15 protein-coding genes are annotated in these 17,496 nt (G+C 69.3%); 4 read left to right on the top strand and 11 right to left on the bottom strand.

Annotated features, from left to right (window positions below):
* Positions 1-10: 10 nt before the first annotated feature.
* Both feoB and IFJ75_RS03885 read right to left on the bottom strand, forming a co-directional pair.
* Positions 11-1,921 carry a ferrous iron transporter B gene (gene feoB / locus IFJ75_RS03890; protein WP_207871425.1) on the bottom strand — a complete coding sequence of 637 codons (1,911 nt, stop codon included), beginning with the start codon at positions 1,919-1,921 and terminating at the stop codon, positions 11-13.
* Positions 1,921-2,208, bottom strand: a complete 288-nt coding sequence (locus IFJ75_RS03885; RefSeq protein WP_207871423.1) for a FeoA family protein — start codon at positions 2,206-2,208, stop codon at positions 1,921-1,923. The genes feoB and IFJ75_RS03885 overlap by 1 nt, the downstream gene beginning before the upstream one ends.
* Before the next feature lie 155 nt (positions 2,209-2,363).
* Here IFJ75_RS03885 and IFJ75_RS03880 point away from each other — a divergent pair, with 155 nt between their 5' ends.
* Positions 2,364-2,849, top strand: a complete 486-nt coding sequence (locus IFJ75_RS03880; RefSeq protein WP_225896978.1) for a c-type cytochrome — start codon at positions 2,364-2,366, stop codon at positions 2,847-2,849.
* Positions 2,850-2,958: 109 nt separating this feature from the next.
* Here the strand turns inward: IFJ75_RS03880 and IFJ75_RS03875 are convergent, their stop codons facing one another.
* The 4 genes from IFJ75_RS03875 to IFJ75_RS03860 all read right to left on the bottom strand — a co-directional run bounded on the left by IFJ75_RS03875 (position 2,959) and on the right by IFJ75_RS03860 (position 9,068).
* Positions 2,959-6,192: an efflux RND transporter permease subunit gene (locus tag IFJ75_RS03875; RefSeq protein ID WP_207932455.1), complete on the bottom strand. Its 3,234-nt coding sequence runs from the start codon at positions 6,190-6,192 to the stop codon at positions 2,959-2,961.
* Positions 6,192-7,349 (bottom strand): efflux RND transporter periplasmic adaptor subunit, encoded by a 1,158-nt coding sequence (locus IFJ75_RS03870; RefSeq protein WP_207871421.1) that lies wholly within the window; start codon positions 7,347-7,349, stop codon positions 6,192-6,194. Before IFJ75_RS03870 ends, IFJ75_RS03875 begins: the two co-directional genes overlap by 1 nt.
* Positions 7,350-7,512: 163 nt before the next feature.
* The gene (locus tag IFJ75_RS03865; RefSeq protein WP_225896977.1) at positions 7,513-8,250 is read right to left on the bottom strand and encodes a hypothetical protein; all 738 of its coding nucleotides are present in this window, start codon (positions 8,248-8,250) and stop codon (positions 7,513-7,515) included.
* Between the two features lie 50 nt (positions 8,251-8,300).
* The gene (locus IFJ75_RS03860) at positions 8,301-9,068 is read right to left on the bottom strand and encodes a class II aldolase/adducin family protein (protein WP_207871417.1); all 768 of its coding nucleotides are present in this window, start codon (positions 9,066-9,068) and stop codon (positions 8,301-8,303) included.
* A 178-nt stretch (positions 9,069-9,246) separates the two neighbouring features.
* Here IFJ75_RS03860 and IFJ75_RS03855 point away from each other — a divergent pair, with 178 nt between their 5' ends.
* From IFJ75_RS03855 to IFJ75_RS03845, 3 genes are all read left to right on the top strand, one after another.
* Entirely contained in the window at positions 9,247-10,374 is a 1,128-nt protein-coding gene (locus tag IFJ75_RS03855) for a DUF2336 domain-containing protein (RefSeq protein ID WP_207871416.1), read from the top strand.
* 78 nt (positions 10,375-10,452) lie between these two features.
* Positions 10,453-11,211 (top strand): NAD kinase, encoded by a 759-nt coding sequence (locus IFJ75_RS03850; protein WP_207932454.1) that lies wholly within the window; start codon positions 10,453-10,455, stop codon positions 11,209-11,211.
* A gap of 66 nt (positions 11,212-11,277) precedes the next feature.
* A complete protein-coding gene (locus tag IFJ75_RS03845) occupies positions 11,278-11,754 on the top strand; it encodes an Hpt domain-containing protein (RefSeq protein WP_207871414.1) in 477 nt (158 codons plus the stop codon).
* A gap of 70 nt (positions 11,755-11,824) precedes the next feature.
* Here the strand turns inward: IFJ75_RS03845 and IFJ75_RS03840 are convergent, their stop codons facing one another.
* The 5 genes from IFJ75_RS03840 to IFJ75_RS03820 form a co-directional block, all read right to left on the bottom strand.
* Positions 11,825-12,967 carry a DUF2336 domain-containing protein gene (locus tag IFJ75_RS03840; protein ID WP_207871412.1) on the bottom strand — a complete coding sequence of 381 codons (1,143 nt, stop codon included), beginning with the start codon at positions 12,965-12,967 and terminating at the stop codon, positions 11,825-11,827.
* 393 nt (positions 12,968-13,360) lie between these two features.
* Positions 13,361-14,158, bottom strand: a complete 798-nt coding sequence (locus tag IFJ75_RS03835) for a transglycosylase SLT domain-containing protein (protein ID WP_207871410.1) — start codon at positions 14,156-14,158, stop codon at positions 13,361-13,363.
* Positions 14,159-14,569: 411 nt separating this feature from the next.
* Positions 14,570-14,761 (bottom strand): hypothetical protein, encoded by a 192-nt coding sequence (locus IFJ75_RS20170; protein ID WP_207871409.1) that lies wholly within the window; start codon positions 14,759-14,761, stop codon positions 14,570-14,572.
* Between the two features lie 51 nt (positions 14,762-14,812).
* Positions 14,813-15,526, bottom strand: a complete 714-nt coding sequence (locus IFJ75_RS20165; protein ID WP_225896976.1) for an NAD(P)/FAD-dependent oxidoreductase — start codon at positions 15,524-15,526, stop codon at positions 14,813-14,815.
* A 76-nt stretch (positions 15,527-15,602) separates the two neighbouring features.
* Positions 15,603-17,465 (bottom strand): phosphoenolpyruvate carboxykinase (GTP), encoded by a 1,863-nt coding sequence (locus IFJ75_RS03820; protein ID WP_207871405.1) that lies wholly within the window; start codon positions 17,463-17,465, stop codon positions 15,603-15,605.
* Positions 17,466-17,496: the final 31 nt, after the last annotated feature.

The following is a 17,496-nucleotide window of genomic DNA, read 5'->3' as shown; positions in this document are numbered from 1 at the left end:
CCCTCCGGGCTTAGCCCCCGACCGCGCCGCCGCCAAGGGCGACCGCGACGTGATAGGTGACGAAGGAGGCCAGATAGGCCAAGCCGAACATGTAGGCGACCATCACCCACATCCAGCCCCAGCTGTTGGTCTCGCGCTTGACCACGCCCAGGGTCGCCACGCACTGGGGAGCGAAGATGTACCAGGCCAGGAAGCTGAGACCGGTCGCCAGCGACCATTGGGCCAGGATCGTCGTGCGCAGGGCCTCAAGGGCAGTGACCGAGGCGTCGACGTCGCCGACGGCATAGACCGTGCCCAAGGCCGCCACGGCGACCTCGCGCGCGGCCATGCCGGGCACCAGGGCGATGACCATCTGCCAGTTGAAGCCGATGGGCCGGAAGATCGGCTCGAGCGCATGCCCGATCATGCCGGCGAAGGAATAGTCGATGGGCGCCCCGGTCGCGCCCTCTGGCGGATAGGGGAAGGTCGACAGGAACCAGATCAGCACCATCAGCGGCAGGATGATCCGCGCCGCCCGCTCCATGAAGACCCGCGCCCGAAGCCACAGATTGAACAGAACGCTCTTCACGTCGGGGACCTTGTAGGTCGGCAGTTCCATCATGAAGGGCTCGACCGCGCCGCGCCAGAACACCTTGCGAATGACGAAAGAGACGGTCAGGGCCGAGACGATGCCCGCCACATACAGGCCGAACATCACCAGCCCCTGCAGGCTCAGAAAGCCCCAGACCGTCTGCTGCGGAATGAAGGCCCCGATGATCAGGGTGTAGACCGGAATACGCGCCGAACAGGTCATCAGGGGGGCGATCAGGATGGTGGTCATCCGGTCGCGCTTGGCCTCGATCACCCGCGCCGCCATCACGCCCGGGATGGCGCAGGCCACGCTGGACAGCAGGGGGATGAAGGCCCGGCCATGCAGGCCGGCGACGCCCATGATCCTGTCCAGCAGGAAGGCGGCCCGGGCCATATAGCCGAAGTCTTCCAGCAGGATGATGAAGGCGAACAGGATCACGATCTGGGGCAGGAAGACGAGCACGCTGCCGACCCCGGCGATGACGCCTTCGACCAGCAGGCTCTGCAACAGGCCCCACGCACCCTCGTCCGGAATCACCGCGCTGACGGCGGTTCCCAGCAGGCCGAAGCCCGCCTCGATGCCGTCCATCAGGGGTGCGGCCCAGGTGAAGACCGCCTGGAACATGACGAACAGGATCGCCGACAGGATCAGCAGGCCGAGTACCGGGTTCAGCAACACCCCGTCGATCTTGCCCGTCAGGGTGTCGGGCCGCTCGGGCGGGCGCACGCAGTCGCGCATGATCTGTTCGGCGCGGCGGTGGGCGGCGCGGATTTCCGACGCATCGGGGGCGTGCCAGCCGCCCTCACCGGTTTCACCCCGCGCGGCGGTCAGGGTCAGGTTCTCGACCTGGGCGACCAGGTCCTCGATCCCGCGTTTGCGCGTCGCCACGGTCGTCACGATCGGCAGGCCCAGCTCGGCCTGCAGCTTCTCCAGGTCGATCCTCAGGCCCTGCCGCTGGGCGATGTCGTACATGTTGAGGGCCAGCACCATCGGCCGCCCGACCTGCTTCAGCTCCAGCACCAGACGCAGCACGAGGCGCAGGTTGGTGGCGTCGGCGACGCAGATGATGGCGTCCGGTTCGGCCTCTCCGACCAGTTTGCCGAGGACGGCGTCGCGGGTGACCTCCTCGTCCGGGCTGCGGGCGCGCAGGGAATAGGTGCCCGGCAGGTCCAGCACCGACAGGCTTCGGCCCGAGGCGGAGCGGATGATCCCCTCCTTCCGCTCGACGGTGACGCCGGCGTAGTTGGCGACCTTCTGGTGGGCGCCGGTCAGGGCGTTGAACAGGGCGGTCTTGCCCGAGTTGGGATTGCCGACCAGGGCGACCCGGGCGGGACGTACGGCGATATCCATTATTCGGCGGCTTCCGCGATGTCGTCGCCGAGGCTAAGCGTCAGGCTGGCGGCCTCCTTGCGGCGCAGGGCCACGCGCATGTCATCGACCTTGACCGCGATCGGGTCGCGCCCGAACAGGCCCTGATGGATCAGCTCGATCCGCGCGCCCTCGACCAGGCCCAGCTCCAGCAGCCGCCGCTCCAGCTCGGTCTCCGCCGCCTCGTGATGGCAGTGGGTCCCCACGGAGGTGATGACGCCGCGATCGCCCAACCGGGCCTCGCTGAGCTTGATGACATTGGAGGGCATTCAGGATCACTCGGACGCGAAGGCTGGCGACGATAAAGGTCGCCGTAGCTGTGACTGATTATCAGGTGCGATACGGTCGCGTCCATAGGTCAAGCTGACCGATTGCGCCCCGCCCCGCCTCGGCTATCAATGACGCGCACAGGCGGGAGACGATCATGCGGTGGGCGATGCGACTGGGGATTGTGACGCTCGCGGCGGCAGGCTTGCTGGCCGGCTGCGGCTCCGGCGAGACCACGCCTGCGGCGCCGCCCGTGGCCGTTCCGCCGCCCCTGACCGGCGCCCAGCGAGCGACTATGCTGGCCGCCCTGCCCGCTCCCTACAACACCGCCGATCTGGAGCACGGGGCCAGGGTCTTCGCCCGCTGCAAGGCCTGCCACACCGCCACCGCAAACGGTCCGAACATGACCGGTCCCAACCTCTATGGCGTCATCGGCCGGGTCGCCGGGACCCATCCGGGCTACAACTATTCGAAAGCCGTGAAGGGCGCCGGCTTCGCCTGGGACGACGACCACATCGACCACTGGCTGGCCAATCCCCGCAGCGTCCTGCCCGGCAACAAGATGACCTTCCCCGGCCTGCCCGACGCCACGGACCGCCGCGACGTCATCGCGTATCTGAGCGTCGAGGCGGCGAAACGCTGAGAGTGAACGGTGCTGGTGAGCAAGAGGTGAGCAAGAAAGAGCGAGACCGCACCGTCCCCCGCTCACGCCTTGCTCACTAGCACCCCTCGCTCACTGAAACGCCTCCCCCCTACTCCGCCGCGTGCGGGACCCTGTCGTTGGCCGTCGTTTCCTGGGCTTCCCACTCTTCAATCTTGCGGGCCGTCCATTCGGGCGACTTGGTGAAGCGGGCCAGCGCCCCGTAGATCACCGGCACCACGAACAGGGTCAGCAGGGTCGAGAACATCGCGCCGGTGAAGATCACCACCCCGATGGTCTGGCGGCTGCCCGCCCCCGCCCCGTGCCACAGCACCAGCGGCAGGGCGCCGAAGGCCGTGGCGATCGAGGTCATGATGATGGGGCGCAGACGCAGCGTCGAGCTCTCGATGATCGCCTCGCGAATCGACCGGCCCTGGTCGCGCAGCTGGTTGGCGAACTCGACGATCAGGATGCCGTTCTTGGCCGCGACCCCGATCAGGATGATCAGGCCGATCTGCGAATAGATGTTCAGGCTGGACCCGGCCATCAAGAGGCCGAACAGACCGCCGGCGGCCGCCAGAGGCACCGTCAGCATGATCACCGCCGGGGTGATCCAGCTCTCGAACTGGGCCGCCAGCACCAGGAAGACCAGCAGCAGGGCCAGGCCGAAGGCCGCGCCCACCGCGCCGCCCGCCTCGGCCTGATCCCGCGCCGCCCCGCCCCACTGGATCGCCACAACCCCTTGAGGCTGTTTGGCCGCTTCCGCATTGAGGAAGGCCACGGCGTCGGCGATGGTCTCGCCGGGGTTCAGGTCGGCCTGCAGGCTGATCGAGCGCTGCCGGTCCAGACGACGCCGGTCGGGCGTGTCGCCCGAGGTCTTGGTGTCGACCACCGAGGACAGGGGCACCAGCGTCCCCGATCCGGTCGAGACATAGAGGCCCTCCAGATCGCCGACGCCCGAGCGGTTCTGCCGGTCCGTCTGCAGGATGACGTCATATTCCTGACCGCCGCGGATATAGGTCGTCGCGCGGCGGGAGCCGAACATGGTCTCCAGCGTGCGGCCGATCTCCTGCGAGGAAACGCCCAGGGCCGCCGCCTTTTCCGGATCCACATCGACCAGCAGGCGCGGGGCGTTGGGCTCATAGTTCAGGCGCGGGCGCGAGAAGCCGGGGTGCTCCAGCGCGGCGGCCAGCACGGGCTGCAGCCAGCGATAGATGTCCTCGTATTCCGGCCCGGTGACGATCATCTCGACCGAGTTGGAGTTGCCCCCGCCACCGCCGCCGCCGCGCTGGAAGGCGCCGGGGATGGAGGCGTTGACCTGGGCGCCCGTCTGGCCGCGCAGCTTGCCGTTCAGCTCCTGGGCGATCTCGTCGGCGGCGCGCTTGCGCTCGGACCAGTCCTTGAGGATCAGGGTGGCGTTGCCGGAGTTGTAGCTGCCGCCCCCGAAGCCGGGCGAGGAGATCAGATAGCTCTCGACCTCGCCGTCGGCCTTGTACTGGGCCAGGATCGGCTCGAGCCCGAGCATGATCTTCTTCGTATAGTCGAAGCCGGCGCCTTCCGGCCCCTGGACCCGCACCTGCACCCGGCCGCGGTCTTCCTGCGGCACCAGTTCGTTGGGCAGGATGAAGAACATCCCGACCGCTCCGCCCCCGACCACCAGGATCAGGGCGATCACGCCGATGACGGCGACGCGGCTGCCGACCAGCAGGTCCAGCGAGGCGCCGTAGCTGTTCTTGAGCCCGTCCATCGCCTTGTCGACGTTGCGCGCCACCCAGCCGGACCCGGCCGCGGGCTTGAGGATCTTGGACGCCAGCATCGGCGACAGGCTCAGCGCGAGGAAGGCCGAGAAGGCCACGGCCGCCGCGATCGCCGCCGCCAGTTCGACGAACAGCCGCCCGACATATCCGGGCAGGAACAGCAGCGGCGCGAATACCGCCAGCAGCACGATGGTCGTGGCCACGACGGCGAAGAAGACCTGACGCGCCCCGCGCTCGGCGGCGACCAGCGGCGGCTCGCCGTGATCCAGACGGCGCTGGATGTTTTCGGTCACCACGATGGCGTCGTCGACCACCAGACCGATCGCCAGCACCAGCGCCAGCAGGGTCAGGAGGTTCAGCGAGAAGCCCAGTGGCGCCAGCACGATGAAGGTCGCCAGCAGACAGATCGGGGCCACGATCGACGGGATCAGGGCCGCCCGCAGACTGCCGAGGAAGATGAAGTTCACCAGGGCCACCAGCGCCAGCGAAATGCCGATGGTGATCCAGACTTCGGAAATGGCGTGGGAGGTGAAGACCGAGTTGTCCGAGCCGACGACCAGCTCCGTGCCGGGCGGCAGACTGGCCTGCATGTCCTTCAGCGCCGCGTTGACCCCGTCCGAGATGGCGAGGTCGTTCGACTGGGCCTGACGCGTCACGCCCAGACCGATCTGGTCCAGGCCGTTGCCGCGGAACAGACGCCGCGCCTCGGCCGGCGCCTCTTCCACCCGCGCGATGTCGCCCAGGCGGGTGACATAGCGGTTGGCGCCGATGATCGCGCCCGTCGTGCCCGAGGTCGAGGGCTGGGTCGTGTTCGTATTGGTGTTGGTCGCCGCCGTCGGGGCCGAACCGGCCGTGCCGATGGGCAGCAGGGCGAAGTCCTCGGCCCGGGCATAGGTGCGGGCCACACGAACCGTATAGTCCTTGTCGGTCGACTCCAGCGAACCCGCGGGCAGTTCGACGTTCTGGGCGTTCAGGGCGTTCTCGACCTGGGTCACGGTAATGCCGCGCGCGGCCATGGCCCCGGCGTTCAGCCAGATGCGCATGGCGTAGCGCTGCTCGCCGAAGATCTGGGCCTGGGCCACGCCCGGCACGGTGGCCAGACGGTCCAGCAGATAGCGGTCGGCGTAGTCGGTCAGCTCCAGCCGGTTCATCGTCGACGACCGCAGGAACAGGATCATGATCGGCGAGGAATCGCTGTCCGCCTTGGACACCTCCGGCGGATCGGCCTGTTCAGGCAGGCGGCCGACGACCCGGGCGACGCGGTCGCGCACATCGTTGGCGGCGTCGTCGATATTGCGGTCCAGCGAGAATTCGATGGTCACGTTCGACCGGCCGTCGCGGCTGGACGAAGTGATCCGCTCGACGCCCTGAATGCCGGCGATCTGCTGCTCCACCGGCTCGGTGATGCGGTTCTCGATGACCTCGGCCGAGGCGCCGGCGTAGCTGGTGCTGATCGAGACGACCGGCGGATCGACGTCCGGCAGTTCGCGCACCGGCAGGAAGAAGAAGGCCGCCGCGCCGATGACGCACAGCACGATGGCGGCCACCGCCGCGAAGACGGGCCGCCGGACCGCGACGTCGGAGAGCATCATCGTGCGGCGCCCTGGCCAGCAGGAGCCTGACCACCGCGGCCACCGCCGCCCCCGCCCTGTCTGGCGCCGCGCGCGCCGCCCACGGTGACCGGGGCGTTGGGCTGGATGCGGTTCAGACCGCCGCCGACCACCTTCTCACCGACGCTCAGGCCTGAAACGATCTCCACGAACCCGCCCTCGACGGCGCCGGTCTCGACCTCGACACGCTGGGCGGTGGAGCCCCTCTCGCCCTTGGCGATGCGATAGACGAAGGCGCCCTGGCCTTCATACTGGATGGCGGCCTCGGGCACGGCGGCGCTCTGGCGCTCGCCCTGGGCGACCGCGACGCGCATCAGCATGCCGGGGCGGATCCGGCCGCCGGGATTGGGGAATTCGGCCCGGGCGGTGACCGCGCGGGTGGTCTCGTTGATGCGGGTGTCGATCAGGGCGATGCGGCCCTGGAAGGCCTCGCCGCCGAAGGCGTCGGCGGTGGCGGTAAGGGAAAGCCCCGGGCGCAGCACGCCCAGATACCGCTCCGGCACCGGGAAATCGACGCGGATGACGCTGGTGTCGTCCAGGGTCGTGATCACCGCGCCCGGATTGATCAGGGTGCCCGAGGTGACCGTGGTCAGGCCCAGCACGCCGGCGAAGGGCGCGCGGATCATCCGGTCGCCCCGACGCGCCTCGGCCGCCGCCAGAGAGGCGCGCGCCGTCGCCAGTGCCGTCTCGGACTGTTCGGCGGTCACGCGCGGCGCGATCCCCTTCTCGGCCAGGGCGCGATAGCGTTCGTATTCGCGCTCGGCCTGGGCGACCTCGGCGCGGGCCTCGATGATGCCGGCGTCTTCCTCGCGCGCCTGCAACTGCACCAGCGGCGCCCCGGCGGCGACGCGCTGGCCGTCGCGGAACAGGACCGCGGTGATCAGCTCGGTCGAGTTGGAGGTGATGTTCACCGACTTCAGCCCCCGGGCCACGCCCAGAACCCGGATGGTGTCGCTGAACGAGCGCGAGGCGACCGTCGCTTCCGACACCTGCTGGCCGCGCCCGCCGCGACCGCCACCCGGCGCGGCCTTGGCCGACCCCTCATCCTTGGCGAAGGCGATGTGCAGCACCGCCGCCAGGACCATAAGACCCAGCATGACGCCGGCGGCGACAAGGAAGAAATGGCGTTTGATCACGCGGGTACTCTCGGGAGCCGTGGGGGACGGACGTCTGAAGACTTTTCAGGCGGGGTCGGACATAGCCGGTCCTGCCGTCGAGGCAACTAAAGTCTGTGTAACGCGCGCCGTTCGTAACTCCGTCGGTCGCGGATGTCGCAGTTTCGGCTTTTTAGCGGTGATTTCAGAAGCGTCGCCATACCGCCAGCACCGGCCCGCCCGACACCGGCGTCTCCCGGCCCGCCGCCGTCTGTCGCCAGCCGGCCTGCAGGCTCCAGTCGCCGAGCCTGCGCACCACCGAGGTCTCGACCGACAGCCAGCGGGCCCCCTCCGCCGAGCCGTCGTCGTCGGCCGCCCCGCCGAAGGCCTGGGCCAGCACCATCCAGCTCTCGCCGAAATGGCCGCCGACAGTGAAATCCACCCGTGTCTCGTCCGGCAGGCCGTCGCGCATCCGCCGCGCCGCCTGCAGTTCGACGAAGGACCGGTCGGGGCCCCAGCGCACAGGCTGGCCGCCGAACGACCGCCCGACCGAGACCCGCGCCTCGAAATCATGATCGCCCACGCCCGGCGCCGCATAGCCGGCGTTGCGCCCCTCCCCGGCCGACGCATAGCCGCCATAGAGGCTGACGGCGGTCGCGTCGTCGCGCCAGACCTGCCAGGTCAGGCCGATCTCCAGCGGCCCCCGCCCCTCGTAGTTCAGGAAGATGTCCTCGCCGTCCTGCCAGTCGCCCTTGAACTGCACCGTCAGCCGGTCGGTCAGCCCATATTCCGCGAACACCCCCGCCGAGCTGTCGCGCCGCTCCTGAGGCAGGTCGACGCGATTACCGTCCGGGTCGAACCCCTGATCGGCACGCATATCCTCATATTTGACAATGATCTGGCCCTTGCCCTTCGGCTGGGTCCACGCTCCTGCGTCGGCCACTGCCGGAGACAGAAGGACCGCGACGCCTGCAAGAAGCGCCGCGGCCGCGTTCAAGCGTCGTAACCCGGGGATTTGCGGTCCAGCATCCGCAGCGCGCCCGGCCAGGCCAGGGCCGCGACGAAGGGCAGCCCCCCGCCCTGCTGCTTGGTCTCTTCCTGCGCCGCGTCCGGCGCGATCAGGACGTGCTCGCGGCCACCTGATAGCGCCGCCACCTGCTGGGCGCAGGCCCGCTCCAGGAAGAACATGCCGATCCAGGCCGCCGCCGCCGTCTGACCGACCGCCAGCGTCCCGTGATTGCGCAGCAGCATCAGCGGCTTGTCGCCCAGATCCGCCACCAGCCGCTCACGCTCGTCGTGGTTCAGCGCCAGCCCCTCATAGCCGTGATAGGCGACCTGATGCTGCAGCAGGCAGGCGTTCTGGCCGATCGGCAGCAGACCCTCCTGCTGCGCCGCCACCCCCACCCCCGCCGTGGTGTGCAGGTGGATGACGAAATGGGCGTCCTCGCGCGCGGCATGGACCGCCGAGTGGATGGTGAAGCCCGCCGGATTGATGAAGCTCTGGGTCTCCTGAACGATGTTGCCGTCCAGATCGACCTTCACGAGCGCCGAGGCGGTCATCTCCTCGAAATACCAGCCGTACGGATTGATCAGGAAATGGTGCTCGGGTCCCGGCACCCGGGCCGAGATATGGGTGAAGATCATGTCGTCCCAGCCGTGCAGGGCGACCAGCCGGTACAGCGCGGCCAGCTCGACCCGGGCCTGCCATTCGGCCTCGGAAACGCGGGACTTCAGACTTTGCGGGGCGGCGCCGTCGGCCATGGGGGTATCCTTCCTGTCGCCTCTCCGGACGTGACGGCCACCGTCCTCCCGTGACGCCGACCCGTCAAGCGTGACGCCGGGGAAGGCTCGGTAAGGTTGATGCCCGGTTAACCGAGTTTTCATGACCGGTACCGCACCATTCGATCCAGAATCGGACCTGATCCGACCGGAGTTCGCCGTGACCGCTGTCGCCTCGTTGCAAACCTTTGCCCCTTCGCGGCCGGAGAGCGTCTCGCCCGCCGATCTGCTGGCGTTGGCCAAGAGCCGCACCACGGACGACCGGCAACGGCTGCTGCTGGGCATCGCCGCCCTGTGCGACTCGACCCCGGCGGGCGCCGAGGTCTCTCCGGTCCTGACCGAGATCTTCCTCACCCTGGCCCGCCAGGCCGAGCACGACATCCGCAAGTCCCTGGCCGAGAGCCTGGCCGGCGCCGAATGGGCGCCCCTGGCCCTGGTCAATATGCTGGCGCTCGACGAGATCGAGATCGCCCGGCCGATCATCGCCAACAGCCCCCTGCTCAAGGATCACGACCTGATCCGCATCCTGGTCGAGGCCACGGTCGAGCATCATATCGAGGTCGCCCGTCGCCCGATGCTGAGCGGCGCCGTCGCCGACGCCATCATCGACGCCGCCGAGCCCGCGACCATGACGGCGCTGGCCTCCAACCGCACCGCCGAGATCAGCGAGAGCGGCCTCGGCCGTCTGGTCGAGCAGTCGCGCCGCGTCGCCGCCCTGCGTGCGCCCCTGACCCGCCACCCGCGCCTCAACGACGTCCTGGCCCGCGAGCTCTACGGTCTGGTCGGTCAGGCCCTGCGTCAGGCCATCGGCGAGCGCTTCCGCGTCGACGACGCCTATCTGGCCAAGGCGATCGAAACGGCCGTGATCAGCGTCGGCCCCGGCCGCATCCCGGTCCCCGCCACGCCCCAGCCGACTCATTCCGAGCGTGAGGAGATGGAGCGTCGCCTCGTCGCCAAGCTGCAGAGCGCGGGCCAGCTCCGCCCCGGCTTCCTGATCCGCGCCATCCGCGAGAAGCGCCTCAGCCTGTTCGAACATTCGCTGGCGGCCCTCGGCGGCTTCAGCATCGCCCAGATCCGCGCCGCGGTCAGCCGCCCCTCGCCCCAGGCCCTGTTCCTGGCCTGCAGCGCCGTCGGCATCGACCGCGCCGTCTTCCCGGCCGTGCTCGACGAAATCCGCAAACTGACCAACGGCCTGCCGGGCTGGGGCGGGGAATGGGGCATGGCCGGCGGTTCACAGGCCGACGCCGCCCGCGAATTCCGCGCCATGGTCGCCGACGTCGCCGCCTGACGTCGCACTTCGGTATTTGACTTCGCGGCTGGCCTCGGCTTGCGTGCGGCCGTGACCGAAACCACCCCCTCCCCCCCGATGGCTATCGCCTTCACCGCCAGCGAGCGTCCCGAGGCGCAGTTCGCGCGCGCCCTCCTGACCAAACGCTACGGCTCGGTCCCCATCGAGGAAGCCGACGTCATCGTGGCCCTGGGCGGGGACGGCTTCATGCTGGAGACCCTGCACAGCGACCTGACCCGGCGCACGCCCGTCTACGGCATGAATCGCGGCTCGGTCGGCTTCCTGATGAACGACTATGAGGAGGACGACCTTCCGGCCCGCATCGCCGCCGCCGGCCGCGCCGTCATCCACCCGCTGCAGATGGACGCCTGGAACGAGGCCGGAGAGGTCTCCAGCGGCCTGGCCATCAACGAGGTCTCCCTGCTGCGCCAGACGCGCCAGAGCGCCAAACTACGCATCACCATCGACGGCAAGGTGCGGCTGGACGAGCTGACCTGCGACGGCTGTATGGTCGCGACCCCGGCAGGCTCGACCGCCTACAACCTCTCGGCCCACGGCCCGATCATCCCCCTGGACGCCCGGATGCTGGCCCTGACCCCGATCAGCGCCTTTCGCCCCCGCCGATGGCGTGGCGCCCTGCTCTCGCACGAGGCCAGGGTCACCTTCGAGGTGCTGGAGCATGACAAACGCCCCGTCAGCGCCGTCGCCGACAATCTGGAGATCCGCCGCGTCGCCCGGGTCGAGGTCCGCGAGCGCCGCGACATCAGCCTGACCATGCTGTTCGAGGCCGGCCGCTCGTTCGAGGAGCGGGTCCTGCTGGAACAATTCACCGGATAGGCCGAAAGGTCACCGTTCCTTAAGGCAGATCGTTCAGTCTGGCGCTGCACGTCCCGAGGAGTCACCGTGAGCAACCCGGCCCAGGTCATTCGCCCGCCCAACACCCTGCGCCTCAAGGTCGGCGGCGGGTTCGGCGGAATCGACGCCAACGCCATCGCCAAGGCCGAAGAGGCCCTGAAGGCGATGTCGGCCCAATTCGGCCAGTGGCTGCAGGACGAAATCAACAAGCTGGACGCCGCCCAGGCCGCCATCCGCGCCGAGGGTCTGAACGCCCAGACCGCCGAGGGCCTGTATTTCCGCGCCCACGATCTCAAGGGTCTCGGCACCACCTATCAATATCCGCTGGTCACCCGCCTGGCCGGTTCGCTGTGCAAGCTGCTGGACGACCCGACCAAGCGCGCCAGCGCCCCGGTCCGCCTGCTGGACGCCCACATCGACGCCATCAAGGCCGTGGTTCGCGACCAGATCCAGACCGACGACCATCCGGTCGGCCGCGCCCTGGCCGAGACCCTCGAAGCCGAGGTCACCGCCTACCGGGCGTAAGCGTCACCGCACTCCACAATACAAAACGCCCGCTCGGATCGAGCGGGCGTTTTGCGTTTCAGAAGTAGCCTCAGGCCGCCGAGGCGTTGCGGCCCGTGGCGGGCACAGGCGGCTGGTCCAGCCGCTCCATCAGATAGGCCAGGTCGTCGCGCGGCGTGTTCGGGCGCTGGGTCAGGAACCGCTCCAGCATGCGCTGACGGAACTCCTCGCCCGAGGTGTCGGCGCCCTCGGCCTGAAGCGTGCGCCAGGTGTCGACACCGGCGCGGAAGGCCTGGAACAGCCGCGGCGGCAGGCCGGCCCGGTCATAGATGGCCTTGAGCCCCAGCGGACCCGCGTCATGCACCATCAGCCAGGCGCGCGAATGCGGCGTCGAGGCCAGTTCGGCGACGGCATGCTCGAACAGGATCATCTGGCCGCGCGCGAGGGCGCGCAGCAGCAGGGATGCGGTCAGGGCCTTGCGGGCGTTCAGCTGGGCCACGAAGCGCGGCAGGTCGGCGCTGGCGGCCGCCTGGTCGACCAGATCGATGGTCGAGCGCTCGCGGGCGAAGGTGGCCAGGCGGATGGCGGTCTCGGGGGCCACGGCGTGGCGGCTGATCAGGTGCTCGCGCACGGCGTCGCTGGCCAGGGCGATCAGCTTCTCGGTCACGCCCAGCGGCAGGACCTGGCGATAGGACAGGGCCGCGACGACTTCCGCGGTGTCGCCGAAGCGGTCGATGGAGCGCAGCATCGCCGTCTCGGACAGGTCGGCGTTGTCGTTGGAGGCCAGGGTGCGCACGGCCATCTCGCAGCCGTCGACGCTCAGGGCGTCGGCGACGTCGCGCGACACCTTCGGCCGCCCGGCGATGGCCACCTGACGCACGGCCGATCCGGCGCGGACGATCTCGATCAGGTCGTCATCGGTGAAGACGGGCGAGGACCCGATGATGGGCAGGGCCACGCTGTCGACGTCCGCCGCCAGCCGACGCGCCACGTCGTGCGGCAACAGGTCCGAGGATTTCAGCGTCACCGCCAGCGACCGGCGCACCAGTTCGGCGGCGTCATTGGCCAGGACGCGCAGGATCTTCTGGGCCGCCTCGCGGTCGGCGTCATCCAGCTCGGCCCGGTCGATGCTGCGGCACAGTTTGTGGGCCGCCGAGGCGCGCTCGTCCTCGTCGGACGCCTTGATCAGGCGGCGGATGTCGAACTCGGTCAGGCGGGCGCGAAAGGCGGTCATGCGGCGGCTCTTGGGAAGGGCGGACAGAGAATCGGCCCCCGGTTCATCCTCACCTTGCCATGCTTAACGTCTGGTTTACCAACACTGCGTTCCGGCGCCGCGAGCTCGCATTCCACTTGCCGCTTGGGCCTTGAAATCCCGCCGCCTTTCGCCCCGGACGGCCGTTCGGCTTAGCATGCCCCGGCCAGGGTGTAGGATGGCGTAGGGTCTTTGACATATCAGGCGACCGACGACGCCCGACGGCTCCGGCATTGCACCCGAGTGCAGGGGCGAGTGCAATCAGGTGTCTCAACAGCGCAGACGTCAAATCAATGACTTGCTTGCCGCCTCTTCATCCATTGCCTTCAGGATTGCACCTTTTGCACTCGCTTTTTTCGAGTGCAAACCCGGGCCTCAGCTCGCGTCGGGCTCCGGGCCGTAGGCGCCGCCGAAGCCGCTGCCGGAGCCCTGGCCGTCCTGCCCCAGCAGCAGGGCCAGCAGGCTCTCGTTCTGCTTCAGCCGGTCCAGGCGCGCGGCCATCATGATGTCCCGCTCCTGATCGGTCGGCGGCGTCGACAGCGACCGGCTGGAGCCGGCGGCCGGGGCCCCCTCGCCCGCGGTCTTCTGCAGATTGGCGTGAACCTCGGCCACCGTCGCCGAACGGCCGTCGCGGTAGAAGATCGAGCGGTTGGCCTGGGCCGCATCCGGGAACATCGAGGCCGCGCTGGCGCCGGGGTTGGACTTCATCGCCTCCATCAGCCGGGCCGCCCCGGCCGGGCCCAGGAAGTGGGCGGCGTACAGGTCTCCGGCGCCGGGCTCCTGCCCCGTCCGACCGCGCAGATAGGCGGCGTTCGACGCCGTCAGCTCCGCCGCCATGCTGGACGCCGCCTGCGGGTCGAACCTCAGGTCCATGACTACGTTCCGGGCCGAGCCCTCGACGCGCCAGCGCCCGTCGCGTCCCTGATGGATCAGGTCGGCGTACTGGCCGTATCCGTGCTTGGCCCCAGACTGTTTGACCGTGGACAGCCAGGTCTGTTCGATGAACTGGAACAGGCCCGCCGCAGACGAGGTCCGCGCCTGGGCCGAGGGGTTGAAGGCGCTCTCCCGACGGGCGGTCTTCATCAGGAAGTCGAAGTCCACGCCGGTCGCCGTCGAGGCGCGCCGGATGGCCGCCTCCACGCCGCCAGATGAGGGAATCGATCCAACCGTCATAATGTTTCGGACGCTCGTCGAACGTGGTTAACGAAAGATGAATCCGCCACCTTCGCGCGTGTCGCACCCAGGTGAGCATTGATAAGCTTGGCCTTGCCCAAAAGCCGACACAAGCTTGGCGCGAACTTCATCCGTGGGCGGCTGGGGAGCGGCCACAGGAGTGACTGCCATGATGATGAAGACAGCCGGCGGACCGGGTCTGGTCAGCCCTCTGGACTACGGCGAACGCAAGAAGCCTCTGCCGCGCGCCACCGTGATCGCGGTCGCGGTCGTGGTCCTGGCCCACGTCGGGGTGGGGGCGGCCCTCTACTATCAGAAGTTCGAACTGACGCCGACTGAGACGACGACAGAACCGCCCTCCATCACCATCTCGATGGAACGACCGATCATCCCGCCCGAGCCGCAGAAGCCTCAGCCACAGGAGCCACAGCCGGCGACCAACAACATCCATGAGACCCCGGCGCCGACCCTGCCGACGCCGACGATCTTCGCGGACACCTCGTCGCCCCCGTCGACGAACCCCGGCCCGGTCATCGCGTTCGAGGACCCGGCTCCGGTGGCGCCGGCGGTCGTCGCCGAGCCGCCGCGGACCCCGCCGGTCATCACCCGGCCGCAGTGGGCCAGCCAGCCCTCCGCGGCGCAGATGAGCCGGGCCTATCCGGAACGGGCGCTGACTGACGGGATCTCGGGCGCGGCCTCCCTGACATGCACCGTCAGCGCGGCCGGGACCCTGATCGGGGCGATCTGGCGCACTAGCCCCGCGACGCTCTCCGGCAGGCCCGTCAGGGGTTCCGCAGCGCCCGTGGCCAGCACCACCGTCGTCGCCACGATCCGACCCGCGTCGGTCTCGACGGCCCAGCCGGTCTCTATCCGCGAGATGCTCCGGGCCGCGCCCTCGACCACCGGCGCCTCCAACAGGGCGCGGAGTTGCGCCAGGGCGGCGACGGGATCGACCTGCACATCATCGGCCGCATGGACCTGCCCCTGCCCGTCCAGCGACGCCTCGAAGCCCAAGGCCCGCAGGGTCGCCACCGTCCGCTCGCCGTCCGCGCCGCGCCAGATGGCCGGCGCCGGCTTCAGCCTGATCCCGGCATAGTCCGCCCACAGGCGCCCCGCCTCGCGCAACAGCCGGGCGTGGTCAGGGCTCGCCCCATCGACGAAAGACTCGATCGCCGGCGCGATCATCCCCGCCGCCACGGACGAGGCGTTGCCGCCGCCGGGATCGAGCACGACCACCTGTCGCCCGCGCCGGGTCAGTTCTACAGCCGTGCACAGGCCCAGCACGCCGGCGCCGAGGACGAGAATGTCGGTACTCAGGGGAGAAGACGAAGAAGGCACGGACCGTCCTTCGACCGCCCGCGCCTTCATTTCAAGCCTTCTCCTCCCCGTCGCGCAGCGATGGGGAGGTGGCTCCGAGCCCTTCGCGAGGAGACGGCGGGGGCTCTTAAGCCGAGACGGCCAGCCCGCCCTCGGCGTTCAGACGCTCGACCAGCGCCTCGTGCTGGGCCCACAGGGCCTTGGGCAGTCGGTCGCCGAACTTGTCGTAGAAGGCCGGGATCAGCGAGGCCTCCTCGCTCCAGACCTGGGTGTCGACGTCCAGCAGCAGCTGCAGGTCGGCGTCCGACAGGTCGAGGCCTTCGAGGTCCAGCGCCGCGGCCGAGGGCACGCGGCCGACCGCGGTCTCGGTCGCCGTCGCCTTGCCGTCCAGCCGCTCGGAGATCCACTTCAGGACCCGGGCGTTCTCGCCAAAGCCCGGCCAGACGAACTGGCCGTCCTCGTTCTTGCGGAACCAGTTGACGAAGTAGATGCGCGGCAGCTTGGAGGCGTCGGCCGCCTTCTCGCCCAGGCCCAGCCAGTGCCTGAAGTAGTCGCCCATGTTGTAGCCGCAGAAGGGCAGCATGGCGAAGGGATCGCGGCGCAGCTCGCCGATGGCGTTCTCGGCGGCGGCGGTGCCTTCCGAGGCGACGGTCGAGCCCAGGAACACGCCATGCTCCCAGTCGAAGGCCTCGGTCACCAGCGGCACGGCCGAGGCGCGGCGGCCGCCGAACAGGATGGCCGAGATCGGCACGCCCTTCGGGTCTTCCCACTCGGGCGCGATGGTCGGGCACTGCGAGGCCGGCGAGGCGAAGCGGGCGTTCGGGTGGGCGGCGGGCTCGCCCGAGGCGGCGTCATAGGCTGCGCCCTTCCAGGTCGTCATCCCTTCCGGCGCGTCCTTGGACATCCCCTCCCACCAGACGTCGCCGTCGGCGGTCAGGGCGGTGTTGGTGAAGACGGTGTTGGTCGCCAGAGTGGCCATGGCGTTGGTGTTGGACGCATGGCTGGTGCCCGGCGCGACGCCGAAGAAGCCGGCCTCGGGGTTCACGGCGTACAGGCGGCCGTCGTCGCCGAAGCGCATCCAGGCGATGTCGTCGCCGATGGTCTCGGCCTTCCAGCCCGGCAGGGTCGGCTGCAGCATGGCCAGGTTGGTCTTGCCGCAGGCGCTCGGGAAGGCGGCGGCGACGTACTTGGCCTCACCCTCGGGATTGGTCAGCTTGAGGATCAGCATATGCTCGGCCAGCCAGCCCTCGTCGCGGGCCATGACCGAGGCGATGCGCAGGGCGTAGCACTTCTTGCCCAGCAGGGCGTTACCGCCGTAGCCCGAGCCGTAGGACCATATCTCGCGGGTCTCGGGGAAGTGGACGATCCACTTGTCGGCGTTGCAGGGCCACGGAACATCGCTCTGGCCGGGGGCCAGGGGCGCGCCCAGCGTATGGACCGCCGGCACGAAGATGCCGTCGTCGCCCAGCACGTCCAGCGCCGGCTTGCCCATCCGGGTCATGATGCCCATCGACACGGCGACATAGCCGCTGTCGGTGATCTCGACGCCCAGGGCCGAGATCTTCGAGCCCAGCGGCCCCATCGAGAACGGCACGACGTACATGGTCCGACCGACCATGCAGCCGTCGAACAGCCCGTCCAGCCGCTCGCGCATCTCGATCGGGTCGGACCAGTTGTTTGTCGGACCGGCGTCGGCCTCGTCTTCCGAGCAGATGAAGGTCCGGCTCTCCACCCGGGCCACGTCGCGCGGGTCCGAGGCGGCGTAGTAGCTGCCGGGCCGTTTGACCGGGTCCAGCGCCTTCAGCGTGCCCTTGTCGATCAGGTCGGCGACGATGGCGGCCTTCTCGGCCTCCGACCCGTCGCACCAGTGCACCCGATCCGGCCGCGTCAGCGCCGCGATCTGCTCAACCCAGGCGACCAGCCGGGCGTGACGTGTTGGCGCAGGGTGAAGGCCCGGTACGGATACCGGTTCGATCTCGAGGGCAGACATGGGATAGCTCCTGAACCACCGGCCGCAGCGC

Source organism: Brevundimonas goettingensis, assembly GCF_017487405.1.
GTDB classification, from domain to species: Bacteria; Pseudomonadota; Alphaproteobacteria; order Caulobacterales; family Caulobacteraceae; genus Brevundimonas; species Brevundimonas goettingensis.
Note: the sequence above shows the minus strand (reverse complement) of the source record. Positions and strands in the feature narration are given on the sequence as shown.